This is a genomic window from Mycobacterium sp. pW045 (genome assembly GCF_041287085.1).
Lineage (GTDB): Bacteria > Actinomycetota > Actinomycetes > Mycobacteriales > Mycobacteriaceae > Mycobacterium > Mycobacterium algericum_A.
The window spans coordinates 188,253-207,573 of sequence record NZ_JBGGKU010000008.1; the positions used below are offsets into that span (position 1 = coordinate 188,253).

Here is a 19,321-nt window from a genome sequence, read left to right on the forward strand (position 1 = left end):
TCTCTCCGTAAGGCGCGACTCTTACCAGGCGTTTTCCAGGTTGCCATGCCGGGCAATCCAGCTGTGCATCACGATGCCGGCCGCCACCCCGACGTTGATGCTGCGGGTGGAGCCGAACGCGGCTATGGACACCAGCAGATCGGCGCCGGCACGCATCTCGTCGCTGAGGCCGGGGCCTTCGCTGCCGAACACCAGCAGGCAGTCGCCCGGCAGCACGGTCTGCTCCAACCGCTGCGCGCCGGCGACGTTGTCCACCGCGACGACGGTCAGGCCCTGTTGCGCGGCGAACTCCAGCAGGCCGGCCACCCGGTCGTGATGCCGCAGCCGCTGGTAGCGGTCGGTGACCATGGCGCCGCGCCGGTTCCACCGCCGCCGCCCGACGATGTGCACGGTGTGCACGGCGAACGCGTTGGCGGTGCGTACCACCGAGCCGATGTTGGCGTCGTGCTCGAAGTTCTCGATCGCCACGTGCAGCCGGTGCCGCCGGGAGTCGATGTCGGCGATGATCGCCTCGCGGGTCCAGTAGCGGTAGGCGTCGACGACGTTGCGGCGGTCGCCATCGCGCAGCAGTTCCGGATCGTAGCGGGGATCGGTGGGCGGCTCGCCCTGCCACGGCCCGACGCCGTTGGCCGGCGGGAACCACTCGGTGGGGCCGGGTTCGCCCACCCGCTCGGTCACGACGTGGCCCATACGGCGGCGTGGGTGCCCACCACCGACACCGAGGCGTAGAGCACCGCGGCGTTGATCTCACCGTGCGTGCACAGCGACGTCGGTACGTGCACCGAGTTCAGCGACGCCTCGGGCAGGATCAGCACCGACGACCCAAAGGCCAGGCAATCCGGCCCCAGCCCGGGCATCGGCGTCGCCGGACCCGCGACGAGCATCAGCGGCCCGCCCCGGGCCTCCGCGTCGTCGCGGTACTGTCCCGCGACCGCGTCGGCGGTCAGGCTCAACACCATGTATCCGTTGCCGGAGAACGCTTTCGGGTCACCGAGGGCGCTCGGCGCCAGCGGGACGCCGTCGGCCCGGTATGCCGCCACCCCCTGCGGGGTGAGCACCAAGCCGGTGTCGTAGGGGTTGATCGGCGGCAGCCCTACCGGGAACGCCGCGGGGTAGGCCACCGTGGTGTCCTTGATCCGGTCGGCCGGCGAGTAGGCGTAGACGCCGCGCACCGCGCTGCGTTCCTTGAGTGGCCCCAGGCACACGGTGCCGTCCAAGCGGTCGGGTTCGCGGGCCGACAGCGGCGCCGGCGTCAGCTCCCCCAGCGCATCGCAGCTACCCAGACCGGTCGCCTCGACCGGGCGGGCGGGTGTGCCGTAGATCCCGAACCGGAGTTCGCCGGCCGCGAGGTGCGGGACGCCCGGATCCGGGACGTGCGCCTTGACGTCGACGAGGACATAATCGACCTCCCAGCGCAGGTTGGTCAGCGTCAGCTCCCAGCCCAGCAACGGCAGTGCCTCGCCGATCCGCGCGCCCTGGGCGCCGTAGGGGCCGCTCGCAGCGGGAGCCGAACAGGCCGCCACGCACGCGACGGCCAGCGCCAGCACCGCCAGGATCAGCGTCCGCACAACCCGGCTCAGCCCAGTCCCAGCTCGGCCAGGCCGAGCACGCTGCGGTAGGGCACACCTTCGGCCTCGATGGCCTCCGCCGCCCCGGTGGCACGGTCCACCACGGTCGCCACACCGACGACGTGCCCACCGGCGTCCCGCACCGCACGCACCGCAGTCAGCGCCGACCCGCCGGTGGTGCTGGTGTCCTCTACCACCAGCACCGACCGCCCCGCCACATCCGCTCCTTCGATAAGGCGTTGCATGCCATGGGTTTTCACCGACTTGCGCACCACGAAGGCGTCGATCGGCCGGCCCGGGGCGTGCATGACGGCGGTCGCGACCGGATCCGCGCCCAGCGTCAGGCCGCCGACGGCCACGTACTCCCAGTCATCGGTGAGCTGGCGGACCAACCGGCCGATCAGCGCACTGGCTCGATGGTGCAGGGTGGCGCGGCGCAGGTCGACGTAGTAGTCGGCCTCGGCGCCCGACGACAGCGTGACGCGCCCGTGCACCACCGACAGTTCGCGGACCAGCGCGGCCAGTTCGTCGCGCTCTCCGCTGTCAAGTGCGCCCACTGCCCCGCCCGAAAGTCTTGGTCAGCGTCCGCGACAACCCGCGCGGAATCAGCCGGCTGACCGTCGTGATCGCCTTGTACTGCAGGCCCGGCACGCTGATCACGTCGCCGCGGGCGATGTCGGCCAGGCTGGTCGCGACGACGTCGTCGACCGTCAGCCACATGAACGACGGCAGCGTGCCCATATCGATGCCGGCGCGCTCGTGGAACTCGGTGCGCACATAGCCCGGGCAGACCACGTGGATGCCGACCCCGGTGCCGGCCAGCCCGCCGGCCAGGCCCTCGGTGAACGACACCACCCAGGCCTTGGAGGCCGAGTATGTCGAGCCGCGACCGGACAGCAGCCCGGCGACGCTGGCCACGTTGATGACGGTTCCGTTGCCGGCCTCGATCATGGCCGGCAGTGCCGCGCGGGTCAGCTGCATCACCGCGGTGACGTTGACGTCCAGCTGGGATTGCAACAGCTCGGGGTCGGCGGTCCAGAATTCTCCGGAGGTGCCGAAACCGGCGTTGTTCACCAGCACCCGCACGCCGGCGCGCAGCCGTTCGGCGACCTTGGCCCGGTCGTCGGCGTCGGCCAGGTCGGCCGGCAGCACCTCGACGTCACCGCCGTGACTGCCGCGCAGTTCGGCCGCCAGCGCCTTCAGCCGCTTGGCGTCGCGGGCTACCAGGACCAGGTCATAGCCGTCGGCGGCGTAACGGCGCGCGTAGCCTTCGCCAAGTCCCGAGGTAGGCCCGGTGACCAGGGCCGTAGGTCTGGCAGGACGCGACATGCCCACAGCGTAACGAAGCCGGACGTCAGCGCTGATAGTGCGCTGTCTGCCGGCCGTTGCGGCCCGGGGCCGGGGCGCGCAGCATGCCCGACGGCTCGTCACGGGCGGCGCGGCGCCGCGACCGCGGCTCGGCGGCCGCGGCGGTGTTTCCCGCCGGCGGCGCGACCGCCCGGGACGGCGACGACGCCTGATCGGCTGCGCTGTCCTCGGCGGAGTCCACGGCACCGCCCGAGCCCAGCGGGTGGCTGGGCTGTCCGTTGCGTCGGCTCGCCGGCTTGGCTGACCCCGTCGCCGCTTCGACCGGCTGACGGCGCGGCATCGGCGGCAGTACCCGCAGCAGATCGTTGAACTGGCGCACGCAGCGCAGTCCCTCATCCCACTGGGCGCGGGTGCTGGTGATCGGCATGCTCACCAGGGTCCAGTTCGCCTCGTTCCACATGATCTCCGCGCAGTCCGGGGCGGTATGGGCGAAGGTGACCATCCGCCGGTCACACGCCCGGCGGGCCGCGTCGAGGTTGGTGGAGTAGACCATCCGCGGACCGATCGCCCCGAGCAGCCAGATGTCGTTCTCGCGTGGCTCCTTGAGACCCTTGAGCCGCACATCGACGACGACGTTGGTGCTGACCTTGCGGTGCAGTGCGATCACCGTGGCGACTTCGTCGAGGTCGAAGATGTAGACCGCCTCGCCGCGGATCTGACCGAGCACCACGTTGCGGACGGGCGCATCGCCCGCCGTCGACATCACGCCGCGTTTCCAGCGTCGCAGGATCTCGGTGGACTCCGGTTCGAAGTCGAAGCCTTGCGAGCGGGCCCAGGATCTACGGCGCCGGCTGCGGCCGCGGCGCTGGTCGAGGTCCACGTACAGCAAGACGCCCGCGCCGACGAAGCACAGCGCGGACAGTGTGAACCAGAGCGGGACCATTACGCCTAGCGTATCTGCTGTCGGCCCGGAAGCGAGAACGCTTGCCGGTTACAACCGCGTATCACCACGATTCCAAGAGGTCAACGTCACAATTCGAGGGCGTTGGAGCCGCCGAAAATGGTGGTCCCGGTGCCGGTCGGGCTGTAGGAGATATAGACCGGCTGCTGGGCGAACGGGAAGTTGCCGGTGTTCATGGTGTCGCCGGTGGTCACGGTCGGGGAGTTGAACGCCGTGTTCGAGTTGTGCACCGTGTACTCGTACAGCAGGTTGTTGGTGCCGTGCTGGTAGACCGCAATGGTCGTCCCGTCGGGCAGGCCGCCGTTGCTGTCCGGTGTGACGCCGTTGAGCACCGAGGAGGGCATGGTGCCGTACACCCCGCCGGAGTCGACCACCGCTTGGACGGCCTGGTGGGTACCGCCGTTGATGCTGAGATCCAGTTGGGCATAAGGCGCCCCGGCGACCGAGGTTCCGTCGGTCAACGGGTTGGCGCCGAAGACCAACTCCTTGTTCGCCTGGTCGATCAGCAGGCCCTGACCGAGAGCTCCGGGCAGCGCCGCCGTCGGAATGCTGTCCGGTGTCGGCCCGAGCGCGTTCGGCCCGACCCCCAGCACGCCGACGACGTTGGCCGGGCCCAGGTAGTCCTGGATGGACCACGGGCCGAACAGGTTGAAGTTCGCCGGGAACGCGAACAGCACGGCATCCACGGTGCTGTCGGCGGTCACGTGGTCGCCGGCGGCGTCGGTGAAGGTGACGGTGGTGGGCAGCTCGACGTAGAAGTAGTCCAGCGAGCCGCCGAACTGGCCGATGTTGAAACCGGTGGGCAGACCGGTGATGCCGAAGGGGTTGATGTCCCAGATCGGCATGACGAGGCCGGCCGCGCCGGTGTCGACCAGGACGGGTGCCGGCGCGCCGCCGCCTACCGAGACGTCCACCACGGGCTCGGTGGTGGCGTTGACCTGCAACGGGACGGTGAAGCTGTCCGGGACGGCGGCGTCCGCGCCGGATGCGGCGGCGCTGCCGGCCGTGCTCGCGTCGGCGGCCCCACCGAAAATCCACTGCTCGAGATCGTTGATCGGGGTGGCGACCAGATTCTGGTACCAGCCGTCGAACAGGCTGTCGGGCGAGGCCAGCGCCGAACCGGGGTCGGTGTCGGCGGCGATGCCCGGGTCGACCGCACTGAGCGCGTCGATGATCGGCTGGAACAGATCGTCGAAGTCGGCATTGGCCGCCGGCGCAGCCGCGAACGCCAGGAACGCCCCGGCCGTCGCGGTCGCACCGATCACCTGGCGCCGATGAGCTGCCGACATACCCGCAACCTCCCCCGGTCACGGACAGCCGCGACCAACAGCGGTTACGTTAACCCCGGCAGGGGCCTAGAGCACCAGGGGATTCACCCAAGAAAGAGCCAAAAAAACGGAGCTGTCGGGCGGTCAGCTTCCGGCCTGGATCAGCGTGCCGCCGACGATGGTCTGCCCGCCCTCCACGCCGTAGTTGATGTACACCGGTTGCTGGCCGAAGAGCCAGTTGCCGGTGTTCATGCTGTTGCCGCTGATCACTGTCGGGCTGCGCACCTCGCCCGCCTGCGAGCCCACCGTGTAGGAGTACAGCAGCGTGCCGTCCTTGGTGTAGACCGAGATGTCGGTGCCGTTGGGCAGGGTTCCGGCGGCGGTCGGGGTGACGTTGCCGAGCGCCGAGGTCGGCATGGTGCCGTAGACCCCGCCGGAGTCGATCACCGCGTTGACGTTGGTAAGCGGCCCGTCGTTGAGCTGCACTTTCAGCGCCGCCCAGGGTGACCCGGCAATCACGGTGCCGCCCTCGTACGGGTTGTCGCCGAAGATCAACTGCTTGTTCGCCTGGTCGATCAGCACGCCGTTGCCGAGAGCACCCGGCAGATCAGCGGTCGGAATGTGGTCGGGAGTGGGTCCGAGCGCGTTGGGTCCGATACCCAAGATGCCGGTGGAGCTGCCCGCCAGGTAGTCGTAGATGGACCAGGAACCGAAGGGGTTCAGGTCCGCCGGGAACGCGAAGAGCACGGCATCCACCGTGGTGTCGGCGGTGACGGTGTCGCCTCCCACGCCGGTGAACGTCACCGTGGTGGGCAGCTCCAGATAGAAGTAGTTCAGCGCACCGCCGAACTGGCCGATGTTGAAGCCGGTGGGCAGGCCGGTAATGCCGAAGGGGTTGATGTTCCAGATCGGCACGACCAGCCCGGCCGCGCCGGTGTCGACCAGCACCTCTGTCTGTGCGCCGCCGCCGATCGAGACGTTGATCACCGGCTGGGTCGTCAGATTGACCTCCATCGGGACGGTGAAGCTCGACGGGAGGTCCGCAACCGGGGTGTCCGGGCCGTAGTCGGCAGCACTGCCCGGCAGATCCGAACCGAACAGCCACGGCGCGATGCTGTTGAGCGGGGTGTAGACGAGGTCCTGGTACCAGCCGTCGAACAGGGTGTCCAACGAGGCCAACGCGCTGCCCGGGTCGGCGTCGGCGGCAATGCCCGGGTCGACCATGCTGAAGGCGTCGAGGATGGGCTGGAACAGGTCGTCCCAGTCGGCGTGGGCCGCCGGCGCGGGCGCGCTCAGCGCAAGAAACGCCCCCGCCGCACTGACGGCGCCGACCAGGCGATGACGACGACCTGACATGGCCTGCCCCCTCTGAATTAACGACGAAATTGTAAAAACCCGGACTTTCTCAGCGCCGTTAGAGTAACCGATCAGCTTCGTCATCGCATCCGCAAGCAGGCCCATGAAGAGGTCCCCCGCCGCGCGGCGGGGGACCTGATCGGGGGAGCGTCAGCCCAGGATCAGCGACTCGCCATCCACGCCGACATTGACCGGCACGATGTCGCCGTCATGCACCTCCCCGGCCAACAGCATCTTGGCCAGCTGGTCGCCGATGGCCTGTTGGATCAGCCGGCGCAGCGGACGCGCCCCGTAGATCGGGTCGAACCCGCGGTGCGCCAGCCACCTCTTGGCCTCCAGGGAGACCTCCAGTTGCAGCCGGCGCTGCGCCAGCCGCTTGGACAGCTGCTCCAGCTGGATGTCGACGATCTGCACCAGCTCTTCGGGGTTGAGACCTTCGAAGATCAGCACGTCGTCGAGCCGGTTGATGAACTCGGGCTTGAACGCGGACCGCACCGCGGCCATCACCTGCTCGTCGGTGCCCCCCGATCCCAGGTTGGAGGTCAGGATCAGGATGGTGTTGCGGAAGTCGACGGTGCGGCCCTGGCCGTCGGTGAGCCGGCCCTCGTCGAGCACCTGCAGCAACACGTCGAACACGTCCGGGTGCGCCTTCTCCACCTCGTCGAAAAGCACCACGGTGTAGGGCCGGCGGCGCACCGCCTCGGTCAGCTGACCGCCCTGGTCGTAGCCGATGTAGCCGGGGGGCGCCCCGACCAGCCGGGCCACCGAGTGCTTCTCGCCGTACTCGCTCATGTCGATGCGCACCATCGCCCGCTCGTCGTCGAACAGGAAGTCGGCCAGCGCCTTGGCCAGCTCGGTCTTGCCGACGCCGGTGGGGCCGAGGAACAGGAACGAACCGGTCGGCCGGTTGGGGTCGGCGACCCCGGCCCGGCTGCGCCGCACCGCGTCGGAGACCGCTTGCACCGGCTTGCGCTGTCCGACGACCCGCTTGGCGAGTTCGTCTTCCATCCGCAGCAGCTTGGCGGTCTCGCCTTCCAGCAACCGCCCAGCCGGGATACCGGTCCAGGCGCTCACCACGTCGGCGATGTCGTCGGGACCGACTTCCTCCTTGAGCATCACCTGCTCACGGGCCTCGGCCTTGGGCAGCGCCGCCTCGAGCTTCTTCTCCACCTCGGGGATACGCCCGTATCGCAGTTCGGCCGCCTTGGCCAGGTCGCCGTCGCGTTCGGCGCGGTCGGACTCCCCGCGCAGGGTTTCCAGCTGCTCCTTGAGTTCGCGGACGACGTCGATGGCGTTCTTCTCGTTGTGCCAGCGGGTGGTCAGCTCGGCCAGCTTCTCCTTGTAGTCCGCCAATTCGGCGCGCAGCTTCTCCAGCCGGTCCTTGGAGGCGTCGTCCTCTTCCTTGCTCAGCGCCATCTCTTCGATTTCCAGCCGACGCACCAGCCGTTCGACCTCGTCGATCTCGACGGGCCGGGAGTCGATCTCCATCCGCAGCCGGGACGCGGCCTCGTCGACCAGGTCGATGGCCTTGTCCGGCAGGAAACGGGCAGTGATGTAGCGGTCGGAGAGAGTGGCCGCGGCGACCAGCGCCGAGTCGGTGATCCGCACACCGTGGTGCACCTCGTAGCGCTCCTTGAGGCCGCGCAGGATGCCGATGGTGTCCTCGGCCGACGGTTCGCCGACGTAGACCTGCTGGAAGCGGCGCTCCAGCGCGGCGTCCTTCTCGATGTACTTGCGGTACTCCTCCAGCGTGGTCGCACCGACCATCCGCAGCTCGCCGCGGGCCAGCATCGGCTTGATCATGTTGCCGGCGTCCATCGCACCCTCACCGGTGGCGCCCGCGCCGACGATGGTGTGCAGCTCGTCGATGAAGGTGATGATCTGCCCGGCGGCGTTCTTGATCTCGTCGAGGACGGCCTTGAGGCGCTCCTCGAACTCACCGCGATACTTCGCGCCGGCCACCATCGAGCCCAGGTCCAGCGAGACAACGGTCTTGTCGCGCAGGCTCTCCGGGACGTCACCGGCCACGATGCGCTGGGCCAGGCCCTCCACGATCGCGGTCTTGCCGACGCCGGGCTCACCGATGAGCACGGGGTTGTTCTTGGTGCGCCGGGACAGCACTTGCACCACCCGGCGGATCTCGGTGTCGCGCCCGATCACCGGGTCGAGCTTGCCTTCGCGGGCGCGGGCGGTCAGGTCGGTGGAGTACTTCTCCAGCGCCTGGTAGCTGGCCTCGGGGTCGGGGTTGGTGACCCGGGCGCTGCCGCGCACCTTGGTGAACGCCTCCCGCAGCGCCTCGGGTGAAGCGCCGTGACCGGTGAGCAGCTTGGCGACGTCGGAGTCGCCCGTGGCCAGACCCACCATCAGGTGCTCGGTGGAGACGTACTCGTCGTCCATCTCGGTGGCCAGCTGCTGACCGACGGTGATCGCGGCCAGGGATTCGCGGGACAGCTGCGGTTGCGCGCTGGCGCCGCTGGCCTGCGGCAGCCGGTCGAGCAGATGCTGGTTCTCGGTGCGGATCGTCGCGGGGTTCACCCCGACCGCCTCCAGCAGCGGCACGGCGATCCCGTCATTCTGGGTCAGCAGGGCCTGCAGCAGGTGCGCCGGCCGGATTTCGGGGTTTCCGGCAGCGGTCGCCGCCTGCAGGGCCGCGGTCAGGGCCGCCTGCGTCTTGGTGGTCGGGTTGAACGAGTCCACGACACCTCCATATCGGGGTCAGAGCGGGCCTGCGAGGGCTCGCCAAAAATGCTTGTCGTGTTGTCCAACGTCGTCAAGGTTGAGTCTGTTCCGCTCAACCCCAATTATCCGGTTTCGGCGGCGGCACTCAGGACAGCCGCAGTGCCCGGCCGGCGTTCTGCGCCGGCCGGGGGCGGCTTCGAGGCTCCCAGCAACGCCCGGGACAGCCAACTGTGGTCAGAGGGCAGCACACCGGCCGACTGCGTGGCATCGAGTAGATCGAACAGCGTCTCAGGCGTCACCGATCCGATGTCGGACACCACCCGCGCCCTGCACGCCAGCGCCCTGTCAGGAGCGCTCACCGCCCTGGTCCTGGACTGGGCCGACGGGCGGCTCCCGGTGAGTCGCGTCGACCTCGGCGCCTACGCCACCCGCCTGGGGCTCGCAGGCCTGCGCTGACCGGCGCGTCCAGAAATAGAGGCTGATCCAGACGCTGTAGCCGATGGCCATACCGGCATACATCACGGCGGGATCTGTCTGACCGTGAACGCTGAGGTACAACACCACCCCGGCCAACAGCGCGGGCAGCACCGCCGCGCGACGCCTCATCGCAAATGCGCCGGCGACCAGCGCGATCGACGCGATCAACAGCGCCGGGCTGACCCGGTGCAACAGGTCGAGCAGGGCGCCCCGGGACTCGCCGGCGCTGTGCCCCGCATGGCCCATCCCTGCGGCCCCGGATGCGCCGACCCCGAGTGCCACCAGGATCGCCGGCAGGCAGCAGCCCAGCGTGCAGGCCAGTGCGGCGATGACGCCCGCCACCCCGAACCGGCGACTCGTCGCCGAGCCGGGCCGACGCTGATCCGGACATTGCGGCCTGGGTGGCATATCCGCCTTCCGTCGAAACATTGCTGCGAACGTATACCCGGTAGGGGTATATGGCAAGTGTCAGACGGTTCGGCGCCGTCATCGGCGATGCCCGCGGGCCGAACGGCTACGGTGCTGCCATGACGTCCGGCCTGGGTTCGTTGTTGACCACGTTGATTCCGCTCGCCCTGGTGGTGGCACTCTCCCCGATCACCGTCATCCCCGCGGTGCTGGTGCTGCACACCGCTCGCCCGCGCGAGACCGGGCTGTCGTTCCTCATCGGCTGGCTGGCCGGGCTGGCCGCCCTCACCGCGGCCTTCGTCGCCGCATCCGGCCTGCTGGGCGGCCTGAATGACACGCCGCCGACCTGGGCGTCGTGGCTGCGGATCGTGGTCGGCATGGCGCTGATCGCCTTCGGCGGCTACCGCTGGGCAACCCGGCACCGGCACGGCGAAATGCCGGGTTGGATGCGCAGATTCACCTCCATGACCGCGCCCCGGGCCGGCCTGACGGCCGTGGCACTGGCCGTGATCCGGCCCGAGGTGCTGTTCATGTGCGCTGCTGCCGGCCTGGCCATCGGCAGCGCCGGACTGACGGCCACGGGCAACTGGCAGGCGGCCGTGCTCTTCGTGGCCGTTGCCGCATCCACGGTCATGGTCCCGATCGCGGGCTACCTGGCAGCCAGCGACCGGTTCGATCCGGCGCTCAACCGGCTCAAAGCCTGGATGGAGCAGCAACACGCCGCGCTACTCGCGGTCATCCTGGTCCTCATCGGTGCGATGGTGACCTACAACGGAATTCACGCGCTCTAGCCGTTATCACCGCTGGTCAGCATAAGATCGCGGCCGTGGGCCTAGACGACCGTGACGCACTGCAGGTGCTGCGCAACGCGTTCGCCGGCTCCGATGGCGGCGGCGACAGCTTCGTCGGGCGCCTGTTCATCCGCTGGTTCGGCACCGACCCGTCGGCTCGAGACCTCTTCCCCGCCGACCTGACCGCCATCCGCGTCGCCTTCGCCCAGGCGATGAGCTGGGTGTACGGCGAACTCGTCGCCCAGCGCGCCCAGGAGCCGGTCGCATTTCTGGCGCAACTCGGCCGAGATCACCGTAAATACGGTGTGACACAACACCACTACGCCGCCATGGGCCAAGCCCTCTACGCCGCCCTCCGTGACGAGCTGGCAGCCTCCTGGGTTCCCGCTGTCGATGACGCCGCCCGCGAGTCACTGAATCTGATCATCGGGGTGATGGGCGGTGCCGCCGACGCCGAGGACGGTCCGGCCTGGTGGGACGGCACCGTCGTCGAACAGCTGCGGGTCTCGCGGGACCTGGCCGTCGTCCGGATCCAGCTGGACCGCCCGCTGCCCTACCATCCCGGCCAGTACGTCAAAGTCGAGGTACCGCAGTGCCCGCGCTCGTGGCGCTACCTCTCGCCCGCCATCCCGGCCGACGAGACCGGTGCGATCGAATTCCACGTGCGCGGGGTCCCCGGCGGCCTGGTCAGCCCCGCGATCGTCAACGAGACCCGGCCCGGTGACCGTTGGCGGCTGTCCAGCCCGCACGGCGGCCTGCACGTCGACCGGGACGCGGGTGACGTGCTAATGATCGCCGGCAGCACCGGTCTGGCACCGCTGCGGGCGATCATCATGGACCTGACCCGGTGGGGCGTGAACCCGCGCGTGCACCTGTTCTTCGGTGGGCGGTACCCGTGCGAGCTCTACGACCTGCCCACACTGTGGCAGATCGCGGCGCACAACCCGTGGTTGTCGGTGACCCCGGTGTCGGAGTACGCGCGCGACCCCGGCTGGGCCGCCGACTATCCCGACGCGACCCCGCCGCGGGGCCTGCATGTGCGGCAGACCGGACGGCTGGCCGATGTGGTCACCCGCTACGGCAGCTGGAGCGATCGCCAGATCCTGATCTGCGGCGGGCCCGAGATGACCCTGGCGACCAAGGCGGCGCTGCTCGCTAAAGGCGCGCCGGCGCAACGTATTCAACACGACCCACTGTCGGAGTGATAATGACCGCCTTCCAGTCCTGCACGCTACGCGATCCGTCGTCGCAGCTGGTGGCCACGTTCGTCCCGGGCGCCGGCATGATCGGCACCTCGCTGTCCGACGCGGGTGTGGAGCTGCTCGGGCAGCGCAGGGGACTGCAGGCCTACGTCTCCGATCACAAGACCATGGGCCTTCCGCTGTTGTATCCGTGGGCAAACCGCTTGAGTGGCAACCTATACCGCGTCGGCGACACCGAGGTCACGCTCACCCCGGGGTCTGGCGGAGTGCACACCGACGCCCATGGCGCCCCGATCCACGGCACGCTCGCCGGCGACCCTGGCTGGCGGGTGACCGAACGGTCGGCGTCCACGCTGACCGCCGAGCTCGACTTCGGTTCGCGGCCTGACCTGTTGGCGTCCTTCCCGTTTCCGCATCTGCTGCGGTTGGCTGCCTGGATCGCCGACCGCACGCTGACGGTGCGCACGAGCGTCACTGCCACCAGCGAGGCGGCGGTGCCGCTGTGCTTCGGGTTCCACCCGTATCTACAGCTGCCCGGTGTGCCCCGGGAGCAGTGGCGCATCGACACACCGCCGATGCGCTCGCGGATGGTCGATACCCGCGGCATCCCCACCGGAGCGACTGCGCCCTACCCGTCGGCGACCGAGGTGTTGGGCGAGAAGGTGTTTGATGACGGCTTCGACGACGTGGCCCCCGGCGCGGTGTTCGCGCTGTCCGGCGGTGGCCGACGTATCGAGGTCCACTTCGACGCGGGCTATCCGGCGGCACAGATCTACGCACCGGCCACCGAGGACGTGATCTGCTTCGAACCGATGGCCGCACCGACCGACGCGCTGCGCCGCGGCGGCTACCGCATGGCGCGTCGCGGCGAACCCGAGGTGGCGCAGTTCTCCATCCGGGTCGCCTAACACCCGGCGAACAGACGTGAAAGCCCCCATTTGGCGGTCCAAATAGGGGCTTTCACGTCTGCTCGCGCCAGGTGGGAGCTAGGAACTACGCGGCTTCCACACCACCACGGCGGTGCTCTTGGGCATCACCGCGATCTCGCGGCGCTGGTTGCCACGCAACATCTCCAGCTCAGCCGACATCTCCTTGATCCGGGACTGCAGCGCCTCGACCTGGTTGGTCAACTCGATGATCCGCTTGATACCGGCCAGGTTGACACCCTCGTCGTGCGAGAGCCGCTGCACCTCACGCAGCAGATCGACATCGCGCTCGGAGTAGCGCCGCCCGCCGCCGGCGCTGCGGCGCGGACTGACCAGACCGATCCGGTCATAGGTCCGCAGCGTCTGCGCGTGCATGCCGGCGAGCTCGGCGGCCACCGAGATCAGGAAGGTGCGGGAGTTCTTCTCGGATTTACTCATGGTCGGTTACCCGCCCATCCCGCCCGCGGGTCGAACCCGCTGGACCGCTCCGCTGCCGCGTACGCCTCCAAAGCTTCCTGGGCGTGGCCCTCCAGGTTCGGCGGGACCGCGACCTTCACGGTGACCAGCAGGTCGCCGTTACCGCCGCCGCGCTTGGGGACGCCGCGTCCGCGAACCCGCAGGATCCGGCCGTCGGCGGTGCCCTTCGGCACCCGCACGCCGACCTTGCCGTCCAGCGTCGGCACCGACAACGTGGTGCCCAGGGCGAGTTCGGAGAAGCTGACCGGGATGGTGACCGTCAGGTCGTCGCCGTCGCGTCCGAAAACCTTGTCCGGACGCACCCGCACCGTCACATACAGGTCGCCGGACGGCGCACCGCGCAGCCCCGCCTCGCCCTGGCCGGCCAGCCGAATCCGTTGGCCGTCTTCGACACCCGGCGGAATACGCACGTTGATGGTGCGGGTGCGGGCCGCCCGCCCGGTGCCCTTGCACTCCGAACACGGATGTTCGATGATCGACCCGCTGCCACGGCAGTCGGTACACGGCTCGGAGAATCCGAACGCGCCCTGGTTGCTGCTGATCACGCCGGAGCCGTTGCAGGACGAGCACACTCGTGGACTGGTGCCCGGCCGCGCGCCACTGCCGTGACAGTTGGTGCACGGTGCCGCGCTGGTCAGCCGCAACGGCATCTCGACGCCCTTGGTGGCCTCCAAAAAGCTCAGCTCGGAGTCGGTCTCCAGGTCGTTGCCGCGCCGCGGTCGGCTGGGCCGCTGCTGTGCACCGCGGCCGAACAGCCCGCCGAACAGATCACCGATGTTGGCGCCGCCGGTCTGACCGGCGGCACCGAACAGGTCGTTGAGGTTGAACTCGCCGCCGTCGCCGCCGGTGCTGAACCGATCGAAGTTGCCGCCGCCGAAACCGCCACCGCCGTTGAAGCGCCGGCCGAACCCGCCGCCGGCGAACAGCCGACGGGTCTCGTCATATTCCTTGCGCTTGGCCGAATCGGTGAGCACTTCTTTGGCCTCCGACACCGCCTTGTAGCGGTCCTCGGCCGCCTTGTTACCGGGGTTGCGGTCCGGGTGATTCTCGGCGAGCAACCGGCGGGCCGCCCGTTTGATCTCCTCGGCGCTGGCGTCGGAGGAGACGCCCAGCTCTTTGTAGAAGTCCTTCTCGACCCATTCACGTTGAGCCATGCCGCGTCACCTCCTCACCTGGATCAATTCTCGTCGCCGGCATCTTCGTCGTCGGCGCCGGCTTCGTCCCCACCGCTGCCCTGGTCACCGTCCGGAACAGTGTCCACCACGCCGACCATGGCGTGGCGCAGCACCTGGTCACCGAGTTTGTAACCCTGCCGCAGCACGGTGCCGATCACCGAATGGCTTCCGTCGCCCTCATGCTGGACGGCCTCGTGCAGCAGCGGATCGAACTCGTCGCCCTCGACGCCGAACGCTGCCAATCCCAGCCCGTCGAGCACGCTGGTCAGCTTGTCGGCCAATGCCTTCAGTGGCCCCGACTCGAGGTCGCCGTGGCTGCGGGCGCGGTCCAGGTCGTCGAGGATCGGCAGCAGCTCGGTCACCACCGAGGCCTTGGCCCGGTCCGCGACGCCCTGCTGGTCGCGCAGCGCCCGCTTGCGGTAGTTCGCGAAGTCGGCTTGTACCCGCTGCAGGTCGGCGGTCAGCTCCGCGACCTGGTCGACTTCGCCGGTATCGGCGACCGGCGCCGCCGGTGCCGGCTCGCTTGGAGCCGGCCCGGCAGCACCCGCCCGCACCTCACCGGTTTCCGGGTCTATGCGGCGCTTGTCGGTGACGGTGATCGTTTCCGGAGATGGTTCGCGTGGATTACCTTCGCTCACTTGGTGTCTCCATCATCGACCACTTCGGCGTCCACGACGTCATCAGCGCCGGCGGACGCACCGCCCGCGGCATCGGAGGCGGCCTGCTCGGCCTGGGTGGCCTCGTAGATCGCCTGGCCGAGCGCCTGCGATTCGACGCCCAACTTCTCCATCGCCGACTTGATGGCGCCGATGTCGGTGCCCTCCAGCGCCTTCTTCGCCTCGCCGATGGCCGCGTCGACCTTAGCCAGGGTGTCCTCGGGAACCTTCGAACCACCCTCGGCGTCGCGCTGCTCGGTGACGAACTTCTCCGTCTGGTAGACCAGCGACTCGGCCTGGTTGCGCACGTCGGCCTCTTCGCGACGCTTACGGTCCTCGTCGGCGTGCGCCTCGGCATCCTTGATCATCCGGTCGATCTCCTCCTGGGACAGGCCGGAGCCCTCCTGGATCTTGATCGTGTTCTCCTTGCCGGTGCCCTTGTCCTTGGCGGTGACGTGCACGATGCCGTTGGCGTCGATGTCGAAGGTGACCTCGATCTGCGGGACACCGCGCGGGGCCGGCGGGATACCGGTCAGCTCGAAGGAGCCGAGCAGCTTGTTGTGCGAGGCGATCTCGCGCTCACCCTGGAAGACCTGGATCTGCACCGACGGCTGGTTGTCGTCGGCGGTGGTGAAGGTCTCGCTCCGCTTGGTCGGGATCGTGGTGTTGCGCTCGATCAGCTTGGTCATCACGCCGCCCTTGGTCTCGATACCGAGCGACAGCGGGGTGACGTCAAGCAGCAGAACGTCTTTCACCTCACCCTTCAAGACACCCGCTTGAAGTGCGGCTCCGACCGCTACAACCTCGTCGGGGTTGACGCCCTTGTTGGGCTCCTGGCCGCCGGTCAGCTCCTTGACCAGGTCGGTCACCGCGGGCATCCGGGTGGAACCACCCACCAGCACCACGTGGTCGATCTCCGACACCGAGATACCGGCGTCCTTGATCACCGACTGGAACGGCTTGCGGGCACGGTCCAGCAGATCCTGGGTGATCTTCTGGAACTCCGAGCGGGTGAGCTGCTCGTCGAGGAACAGCGGGTTCTTGTCGGCGTCGACGGTGATGTAGGGCAGGTTGATCGAGGTGCTCTGTGAGCTCGACAGCTCGATCTTGGCCTTCTCGGCCGCCTCCCGCAGCCGCTGCATCGCCATCTTGTCCTTGGTCAGGTCGATACCCGACGTGGCCTTGAACTTGTCGACCAGCCACTCCACGACGCGGTCGTCCCAGTCGTCGCCACCGAGGTGGTTGTCGCCGGAGGTGGCCCGCACCTCGACCACGCCCTCGCCGATCTCCAGCAGCGAAACGTCGAAGGTACCGCCGCCGAGGTCGAAGACCAGGATGGTCTGTTCCTTGTGGCCCTTGTCGAGGCCGTAGGCCAGCGCGGCCGCGGTGGGCTCGTTGACGATGCGCAGTACGTTCAGGCCGGCGATCTGGCCGGCTTCTTTGGTGGACTGGCGCTGGGCGTCGTTGAAGTAGGCGGGCACGGTGATGACCGCGTCGGTGATGTCCTCACCGAGGTAGGCCTCCGCGTCGCGCTTGAGTTTCATCAACACCCGCGCGCTGATCTCCTGCGCGGTGTAGTCCTTGCCGTCGATCTCGACTTTCCAGTCGGTGCCCATATGGCGCTTGACCGAGCGGATGGTGCGGTCGACGTTGGTGACCGCCTGGTTCTTGGCGGGCTGGCCGACCAGCACCTCACCGTTGCGGGCGAACGCGACGACCGACGGGGTGGTGCGCGAGCCCTCCGAGTTTGCTACGACGACAGGATCGCCGCCCTCCAGCACCGAGACGCAAGAGTTGGTGGTCCCGAGGTCGATTCCGACCGCACGAGCCATTGTGGTTTCCTCCCTGATAGACGCTTCCCTAGTCTGAGCGGACTGCGCTCAAGGATGCGCCTCCGGCAGCCCTGCTGTCAACCCAGACTTGAGTGCGTACGACTCAACTTGTCGTAGTGGTCAACGGGGCGGGTCCGGGGTTTGTTCCCGGGAGACGGTCAGCTACTCACGACGGTCAAGATGCCCGATGGCGCCTCGAGGGCCTGGAGGGTTCGCGCGGCGGCGATGTCGATGTGCACGCGTGGCGCCGGCGGGAGTTCCCCCTGGTAGTAGGTGCCGGGCCCGTAAAACAATCCGTAGCGTAGGACCACGCCGTTCGCCGCGAGGACGGCTTCCTCGAGTGTCACCACCGCGTCGGCTTCGGGGCCGGGTCGCATCGTCCACGCGACGCTCTGGGCCACGATCCTCGTCGGTGGCAAGCCCTCCAACGCGCCGAGGAGATTGCGGGTGCCCTCCACCCGTATCCGGGCATTGAGCAGCGACACCTCGGGCAGATCGTCCAGGTCGTCGGGAAGATCCGTCAGCTGGTGCAGCACCAGGTCGGGTGAGAAGGCGCGGACGGCGCTGGTCAGACCCGGACGGTCGAAAACGTCGCAGACGATCGGTTGGGCACCCAGGAAAGCCAGCCCGTCGGCCTTCGCGGCTGACCGCGTCATCGCCCCGACGGTGTGGCCGGCCTGCACCAACATCGGGACGAGCCGACTGCCGACGACACCCGAGGCGCCCGCGAAGAAGATCCGCCTGCCGCCTTCGGCGGCGCTCATCCCGCGACCTTCGCGGCCAGCGCCGCCAACTTGGCGTCGAGCCCTTCGGCGGCCGCAAGCAGCGCGGGGTTGGGTTCTACGACCATCAGTGATGAGGGCTTGACGTAGGTCAAACTGCTGCTGCCGTCTTCCTCGCCGACGATCAGCAACTCCACCGGCGCGAACAGGCCCGCCGTCACGTCGTGGCGCAACATCGTGATCGCGATCAGCGGGTTGCCGATGATGACCCGCAACACTTCTCGGTTGATGCCGGCCTTGGTGATCCAGCCGCCATGATCGAAGATCGTGAACAGCATGAATCCGCTTGGGCCGACATGGGTTTGGATCTCGTCTCGATAGGCGTCCCAGCTCGGGAAGTCCTTCGCAATGTCCTCGATCGGAACCGGCCGATCGCCGACGTCGGCGAACAATGCGGCCACCAGCTCGTCGTAGCTCTTCGTGCTCTCATAGCGCACCCGGACTCCGGAGAACCGGATCTCGCGCGGATCAGACTGCGACACGATCCATCTCCTCGACATCGGCAGCTGCAGGTTCTTCGAAGCGCTCCTGGACGTGGGCGCGCGGGGTGCGATCCACCCGCAGGCTCAGCAGGTCCGGGCGGCTGTAATGGCCGTGCGAATCCATCTGCGACTTGCGCGCATCGATCAGCGAGAAGTCCAGGTCGGCGATGACCTCACCTTCGCCGGAACGCAATGGCTCACCGATCAGCTCCCCGTGCGGGCTGATGATCGCGGTGAAGCACCCGCCCGAGATCGGACCGATCGGGCACCCGGTGTCGGCCATGATCTGGGTCTGCTGGTCGGCGTCCAGCCAGGCGGTGGAGTTCACAACGAAGGCACCCGATTCGAGTGCGTGATTGCGCACGCTGATCTCGGCCTGTTGCGCGAACAACTCGCCGGCGAACGAGCCCGGCCACATGCCCGCGTGGATCTGCTCGCCGTCGGCGATCAAGGCATACCGGGCCAACGGGATGTAGTGCTCCCAGCAGGCGAGCTGCCCGATCCGTCCCACCGCGCTGTCGACGGCACGCAGCCCGCTGCCGTCGCCCTGCCCCCAGATCATCCGCTCGTGATAGGTCGGCATGATCTTGCGCCGCCGCTGCAGCAGGCTGCCGTCTGCGTCGAACAGCAGCTGGGTGTTGTACAGCGAGCCGCCGTCGCGCTCGGTGACACCGATGGACACCACCATTGCGGCTTGTCTGGCCGCGGCTGCGATCGCATCGATCTCCGGCGACGGGATCGTCACGGCCTGCTCCATCAACGTGAGGTGTTGCGGGCGCATCTCGAACGGACGCTGCACGAACGCGAAGTACGGGTAGTACGGGATCACCGTTTCGGGAAAGACCGCGAACCGCACACCCTGGCGCGACAAGTGCTCGATCTTGTCCACCACTCGTTCGACGGTTCCTTCCCGGCTGTAGAGCACCGGGCTGATCTGCACGGCGGCGGCTCGAATCTGATTCATTTTCAGCGT

Annotated in this window: 20 protein-coding genes; 3 read left to right on the plus strand and 17 right to left on the minus strand. The window is 68.5% G+C overall.

Translation table 11 applies throughout. The features are described 5' to 3' along the window. Positions 1 to 21: 21 nt before the first annotated feature. From ACAG20_RS14880 to ACAG20_RS14925, 10 genes are all read right to left on the minus strand, one after another. Entirely contained in the window at positions 22 to 690 is a 669-nt protein-coding gene (locus ACAG20_RS14880) for a TrmH family RNA methyltransferase (protein ID WP_370493092.1), read from the minus strand. Further along, on the minus strand, positions 675 to 1,568 hold the full coding sequence (locus ACAG20_RS14885) for a hypothetical protein (RefSeq protein ID WP_370493093.1): 894 nt from the start codon (positions 1,566 to 1,568) through the stop codon (positions 675 to 677). Before ACAG20_RS14885 ends, ACAG20_RS14880 begins: the two co-directional genes overlap by 16 nt. 8 nt (positions 1,569 to 1,576) lie before the next feature. Continuing rightward, positions 1,577 to 2,125 carry an orotate phosphoribosyltransferase gene (pyrE, locus tag ACAG20_RS14890; RefSeq protein ID WP_112688258.1) on the minus strand — a complete coding sequence of 183 codons (549 nt, stop codon included), beginning with the start codon at positions 2,123 to 2,125 and terminating at the stop codon, positions 1,577 to 1,579. Next, positions 2,112 to 2,897 carry an SDR family NAD(P)-dependent oxidoreductase gene (locus ACAG20_RS14895; RefSeq protein WP_370493094.1) on the minus strand — a complete coding sequence of 262 codons (786 nt, stop codon included), beginning with the start codon at positions 2,895 to 2,897 and terminating at the stop codon, positions 2,112 to 2,114. The genes pyrE and ACAG20_RS14895 overlap by 14 nt, the downstream gene beginning before the upstream one ends. Before the next feature lie 25 nt (positions 2,898 to 2,922). Continuing rightward, the gene (gene ttfA / locus ACAG20_RS14900) at positions 2,923 to 3,819 is read right to left on the minus strand and encodes a trehalose monomycolate transport factor TtfA (RefSeq protein WP_370493095.1); all 897 of its coding nucleotides are present in this window, start codon (positions 3,817 to 3,819) and stop codon (positions 2,923 to 2,925) included. 86 nt (positions 3,820 to 3,905) lie between these two features. Beyond that, positions 3,906 to 5,126 (minus strand): PecA family PE domain-processing aspartic protease, encoded by a 1,221-nt coding sequence (locus ACAG20_RS14905; RefSeq protein WP_370493096.1) that lies wholly within the window; start codon positions 5,124 to 5,126, stop codon positions 3,906 to 3,908. Positions 5,127 to 5,249: 123 nt separating this feature from the next. After that, positions 5,250 to 6,461, minus strand: a complete 1,212-nt coding sequence (locus ACAG20_RS14910) for a PecA family PE domain-processing aspartic protease (RefSeq protein ID WP_370493097.1) — start codon at positions 6,459 to 6,461, stop codon at positions 5,250 to 5,252. Positions 6,462 to 6,611: 150 nt separating this feature from the next. Next, entirely contained in the window at positions 6,612 to 9,158 is a 2,547-nt protein-coding gene (clpB, locus tag ACAG20_RS14915; RefSeq protein WP_370493098.1) for an ATP-dependent chaperone ClpB, read from the minus strand. Between the two features lie 104 nt (positions 9,159 to 9,262). Continuing rightward, a complete protein-coding gene (locus ACAG20_RS14920; RefSeq protein WP_370493099.1) occupies positions 9,263 to 9,499 on the minus strand; it encodes a hypothetical protein in 237 nt (78 codons plus the stop codon). Then, positions 9,486 to 10,046, minus strand: a complete 561-nt coding sequence (locus ACAG20_RS14925; RefSeq protein WP_370493100.1) for a hypothetical protein — start codon at positions 10,044 to 10,046, stop codon at positions 9,486 to 9,488. Before ACAG20_RS14925 ends, ACAG20_RS14920 begins: the two co-directional genes overlap by 14 nt. Positions 10,047 to 10,144: 98 nt before the next feature. Between ACAG20_RS14925 and ACAG20_RS14930 the strand changes: the two genes are divergently transcribed. The 3 genes from ACAG20_RS14930 to ACAG20_RS14940 are packed head-to-tail and all read left to right on the plus strand — an operon-like array spanning position 10,145 to position 12,926. Then, entirely contained in the window at positions 10,145 to 10,816 is a 672-nt protein-coding gene (locus tag ACAG20_RS14930) for a GAP family protein (protein WP_370493130.1), read from the plus strand. 35 nt (positions 10,817 to 10,851) lie between these two features. Then, positions 10,852 to 12,021: an FAD-binding oxidoreductase gene (locus ACAG20_RS14935; RefSeq protein ID WP_370493101.1), complete on the plus strand. Its 1,170-nt coding sequence runs from the start codon at positions 10,852 to 10,854 to the stop codon at positions 12,019 to 12,021. 2 nt (positions 12,022 to 12,023) lie between these two features. After that, the gene (locus ACAG20_RS14940; RefSeq protein WP_370493102.1) at positions 12,024 to 12,926 is read left to right on the plus strand and encodes an aldose 1-epimerase; all 903 of its coding nucleotides are present in this window, start codon (positions 12,024 to 12,026) and stop codon (positions 12,924 to 12,926) included. A 78-nt stretch (positions 12,927 to 13,004) separates the two neighbouring features. Here ACAG20_RS14940 and ACAG20_RS14945 read toward each other — a convergent pair whose 3' ends face one another. The 7 genes from ACAG20_RS14945 to ACAG20_RS14975 all read right to left on the minus strand — a co-directional run bounded on the left by ACAG20_RS14945 (position 13,005) and on the right by ACAG20_RS14975 (position 19,312). Then, on the minus strand, positions 13,005 to 13,382 hold the full coding sequence (locus ACAG20_RS14945; protein ID WP_370493103.1) for a heat shock protein transcriptional repressor HspR: 378 nt from the start codon (positions 13,380 to 13,382) through the stop codon (positions 13,005 to 13,007). Continuing rightward, entirely contained in the window at positions 13,379 to 14,575 is a 1,197-nt protein-coding gene (gene dnaJ, locus ACAG20_RS14950) for a molecular chaperone DnaJ (RefSeq protein ID WP_112686287.1), read from the minus strand. The genes ACAG20_RS14945 and dnaJ overlap by 4 nt, the downstream gene beginning before the upstream one ends. 23 nt (positions 14,576 to 14,598) lie before the next feature. Next, positions 14,599 to 15,234 carry a nucleotide exchange factor GrpE gene (gene grpE, locus ACAG20_RS14955; RefSeq protein ID WP_112686285.1) on the minus strand — a complete coding sequence of 212 codons (636 nt, stop codon included), beginning with the start codon at positions 15,232 to 15,234 and terminating at the stop codon, positions 14,599 to 14,601. After that, positions 15,231 to 17,084 carry a molecular chaperone DnaK gene (gene dnaK, locus ACAG20_RS14960; RefSeq protein WP_370493104.1) on the minus strand — a complete coding sequence of 618 codons (1,854 nt, stop codon included), beginning with the start codon at positions 17,082 to 17,084 and terminating at the stop codon, positions 15,231 to 15,233. Before dnaK ends, grpE begins: the two co-directional genes overlap by 4 nt. A gap of 158 nt (positions 17,085 to 17,242) precedes the next feature. After that, positions 17,243 to 17,848 (minus strand): NAD-dependent epimerase/dehydratase family protein, encoded by a 606-nt coding sequence (locus tag ACAG20_RS14965; protein WP_370493105.1) that lies wholly within the window; start codon positions 17,846 to 17,848, stop codon positions 17,243 to 17,245. After that, positions 17,845 to 18,366 carry a DUF302 domain-containing protein gene (locus ACAG20_RS14970; RefSeq protein ID WP_370493106.1) on the minus strand — a complete coding sequence of 174 codons (522 nt, stop codon included), beginning with the start codon at positions 18,364 to 18,366 and terminating at the stop codon, positions 17,845 to 17,847. The genes ACAG20_RS14965 and ACAG20_RS14970 overlap by 4 nt, the downstream gene beginning before the upstream one ends. Continuing rightward, positions 18,335 to 19,312: a nitrilase-related carbon-nitrogen hydrolase gene (locus ACAG20_RS14975; RefSeq protein WP_370493107.1), complete on the minus strand. Its 978-nt coding sequence runs from the start codon at positions 19,310 to 19,312 to the stop codon at positions 18,335 to 18,337. Before ACAG20_RS14975 ends, ACAG20_RS14970 begins: the two co-directional genes overlap by 32 nt. Between the last annotated feature and the right edge of the window lie 9 nt (positions 19,313 to 19,321).

What these genes read in the sequence shown, in the direction of transcription:
- ACAG20_RS14880 (WP_370493092.1), bottom strand. Translation starts at nt 690, where the DNA reads ATGGGCCACGTCGTGACCGAGCGGGTGGGCGAACCCGGCCCCACCGAG.
- ACAG20_RS14895 (WP_370493094.1), bottom strand. Translation starts at nt 2,897, where the DNA reads ATGTCGCGTCCTGCCAGACCTACGGCCCTGGTCACCGGGCCTACCTCG.
- ttfA (WP_370493095.1), bottom strand. Translation starts at nt 3,819, where the DNA reads ATGGTCCCGCTCTGGTTCACACTGTCCGCGCTGTGCTTCGTCGGCGCG.
- ACAG20_RS14905 (WP_370493096.1), bottom strand. Translation starts at nt 5,126, where the DNA reads ATGTCGGCAGCTCATCGGCGCCAGGTGATCGGTGCGACCGCGACGGCC.
- ACAG20_RS14910 (WP_370493097.1), bottom strand. Translation starts at nt 6,461, where the DNA reads ATGTCAGGTCGTCGTCATCGCCTGGTCGGCGCCGTCAGTGCGGCGGGG.
- ACAG20_RS14925 (WP_370493100.1), bottom strand. Translation starts at nt 10,046, where the DNA reads ATGTTTCGACGGAAGGCGGATATGCCACCCAGGCCGCAATGTCCGGAT.
- ACAG20_RS14930 (WP_370493130.1), top strand. Translation starts at nt 10,145, where the DNA reads ATGACGTCCGGCCTGGGTTCGTTGTTGACCACGTTGATTCCGCTCGCC.
- ACAG20_RS14940 (WP_370493102.1), top strand. Translation starts at nt 12,024, where the DNA reads ATGACCGCCTTCCAGTCCTGCACGCTACGCGATCCGTCGTCGCAGCTG.
- ACAG20_RS14945 (WP_370493103.1), bottom strand. Translation starts at nt 13,382, where the DNA reads ATGAGTAAATCCGAGAAGAACTCCCGCACCTTCCTGATCTCGGTGGCC.
- dnaJ (WP_112686287.1), bottom strand. Translation starts at nt 14,575, where the DNA reads ATGGCTCAACGTGAATGGGTCGAGAAGGACTTCTACAAAGAGCTGGGC.
- dnaK (WP_370493104.1), bottom strand. Translation starts at nt 17,084, where the DNA reads ATGGCTCGTGCGGTCGGAATCGACCTCGGGACCACCAACTCTTGCGTC.
- ACAG20_RS14965 (WP_370493105.1), bottom strand. Translation starts at nt 17,848, where the DNA reads ATGAGCGCCGCCGAAGGCGGCAGGCGGATCTTCTTCGCGGGCGCCTCG.
- ACAG20_RS14970 (WP_370493106.1), bottom strand. Translation starts at nt 18,366, where the DNA reads ATGTCGAGGAGATGGATCGTGTCGCAGTCTGATCCGCGCGAGATCCGG.
- ACAG20_RS14975 (WP_370493107.1), bottom strand. Translation starts at nt 19,312, where the DNA reads ATGAATCAGATTCGAGCCGCCGCCGTGCAGATCAGCCCGGTGCTCTAC.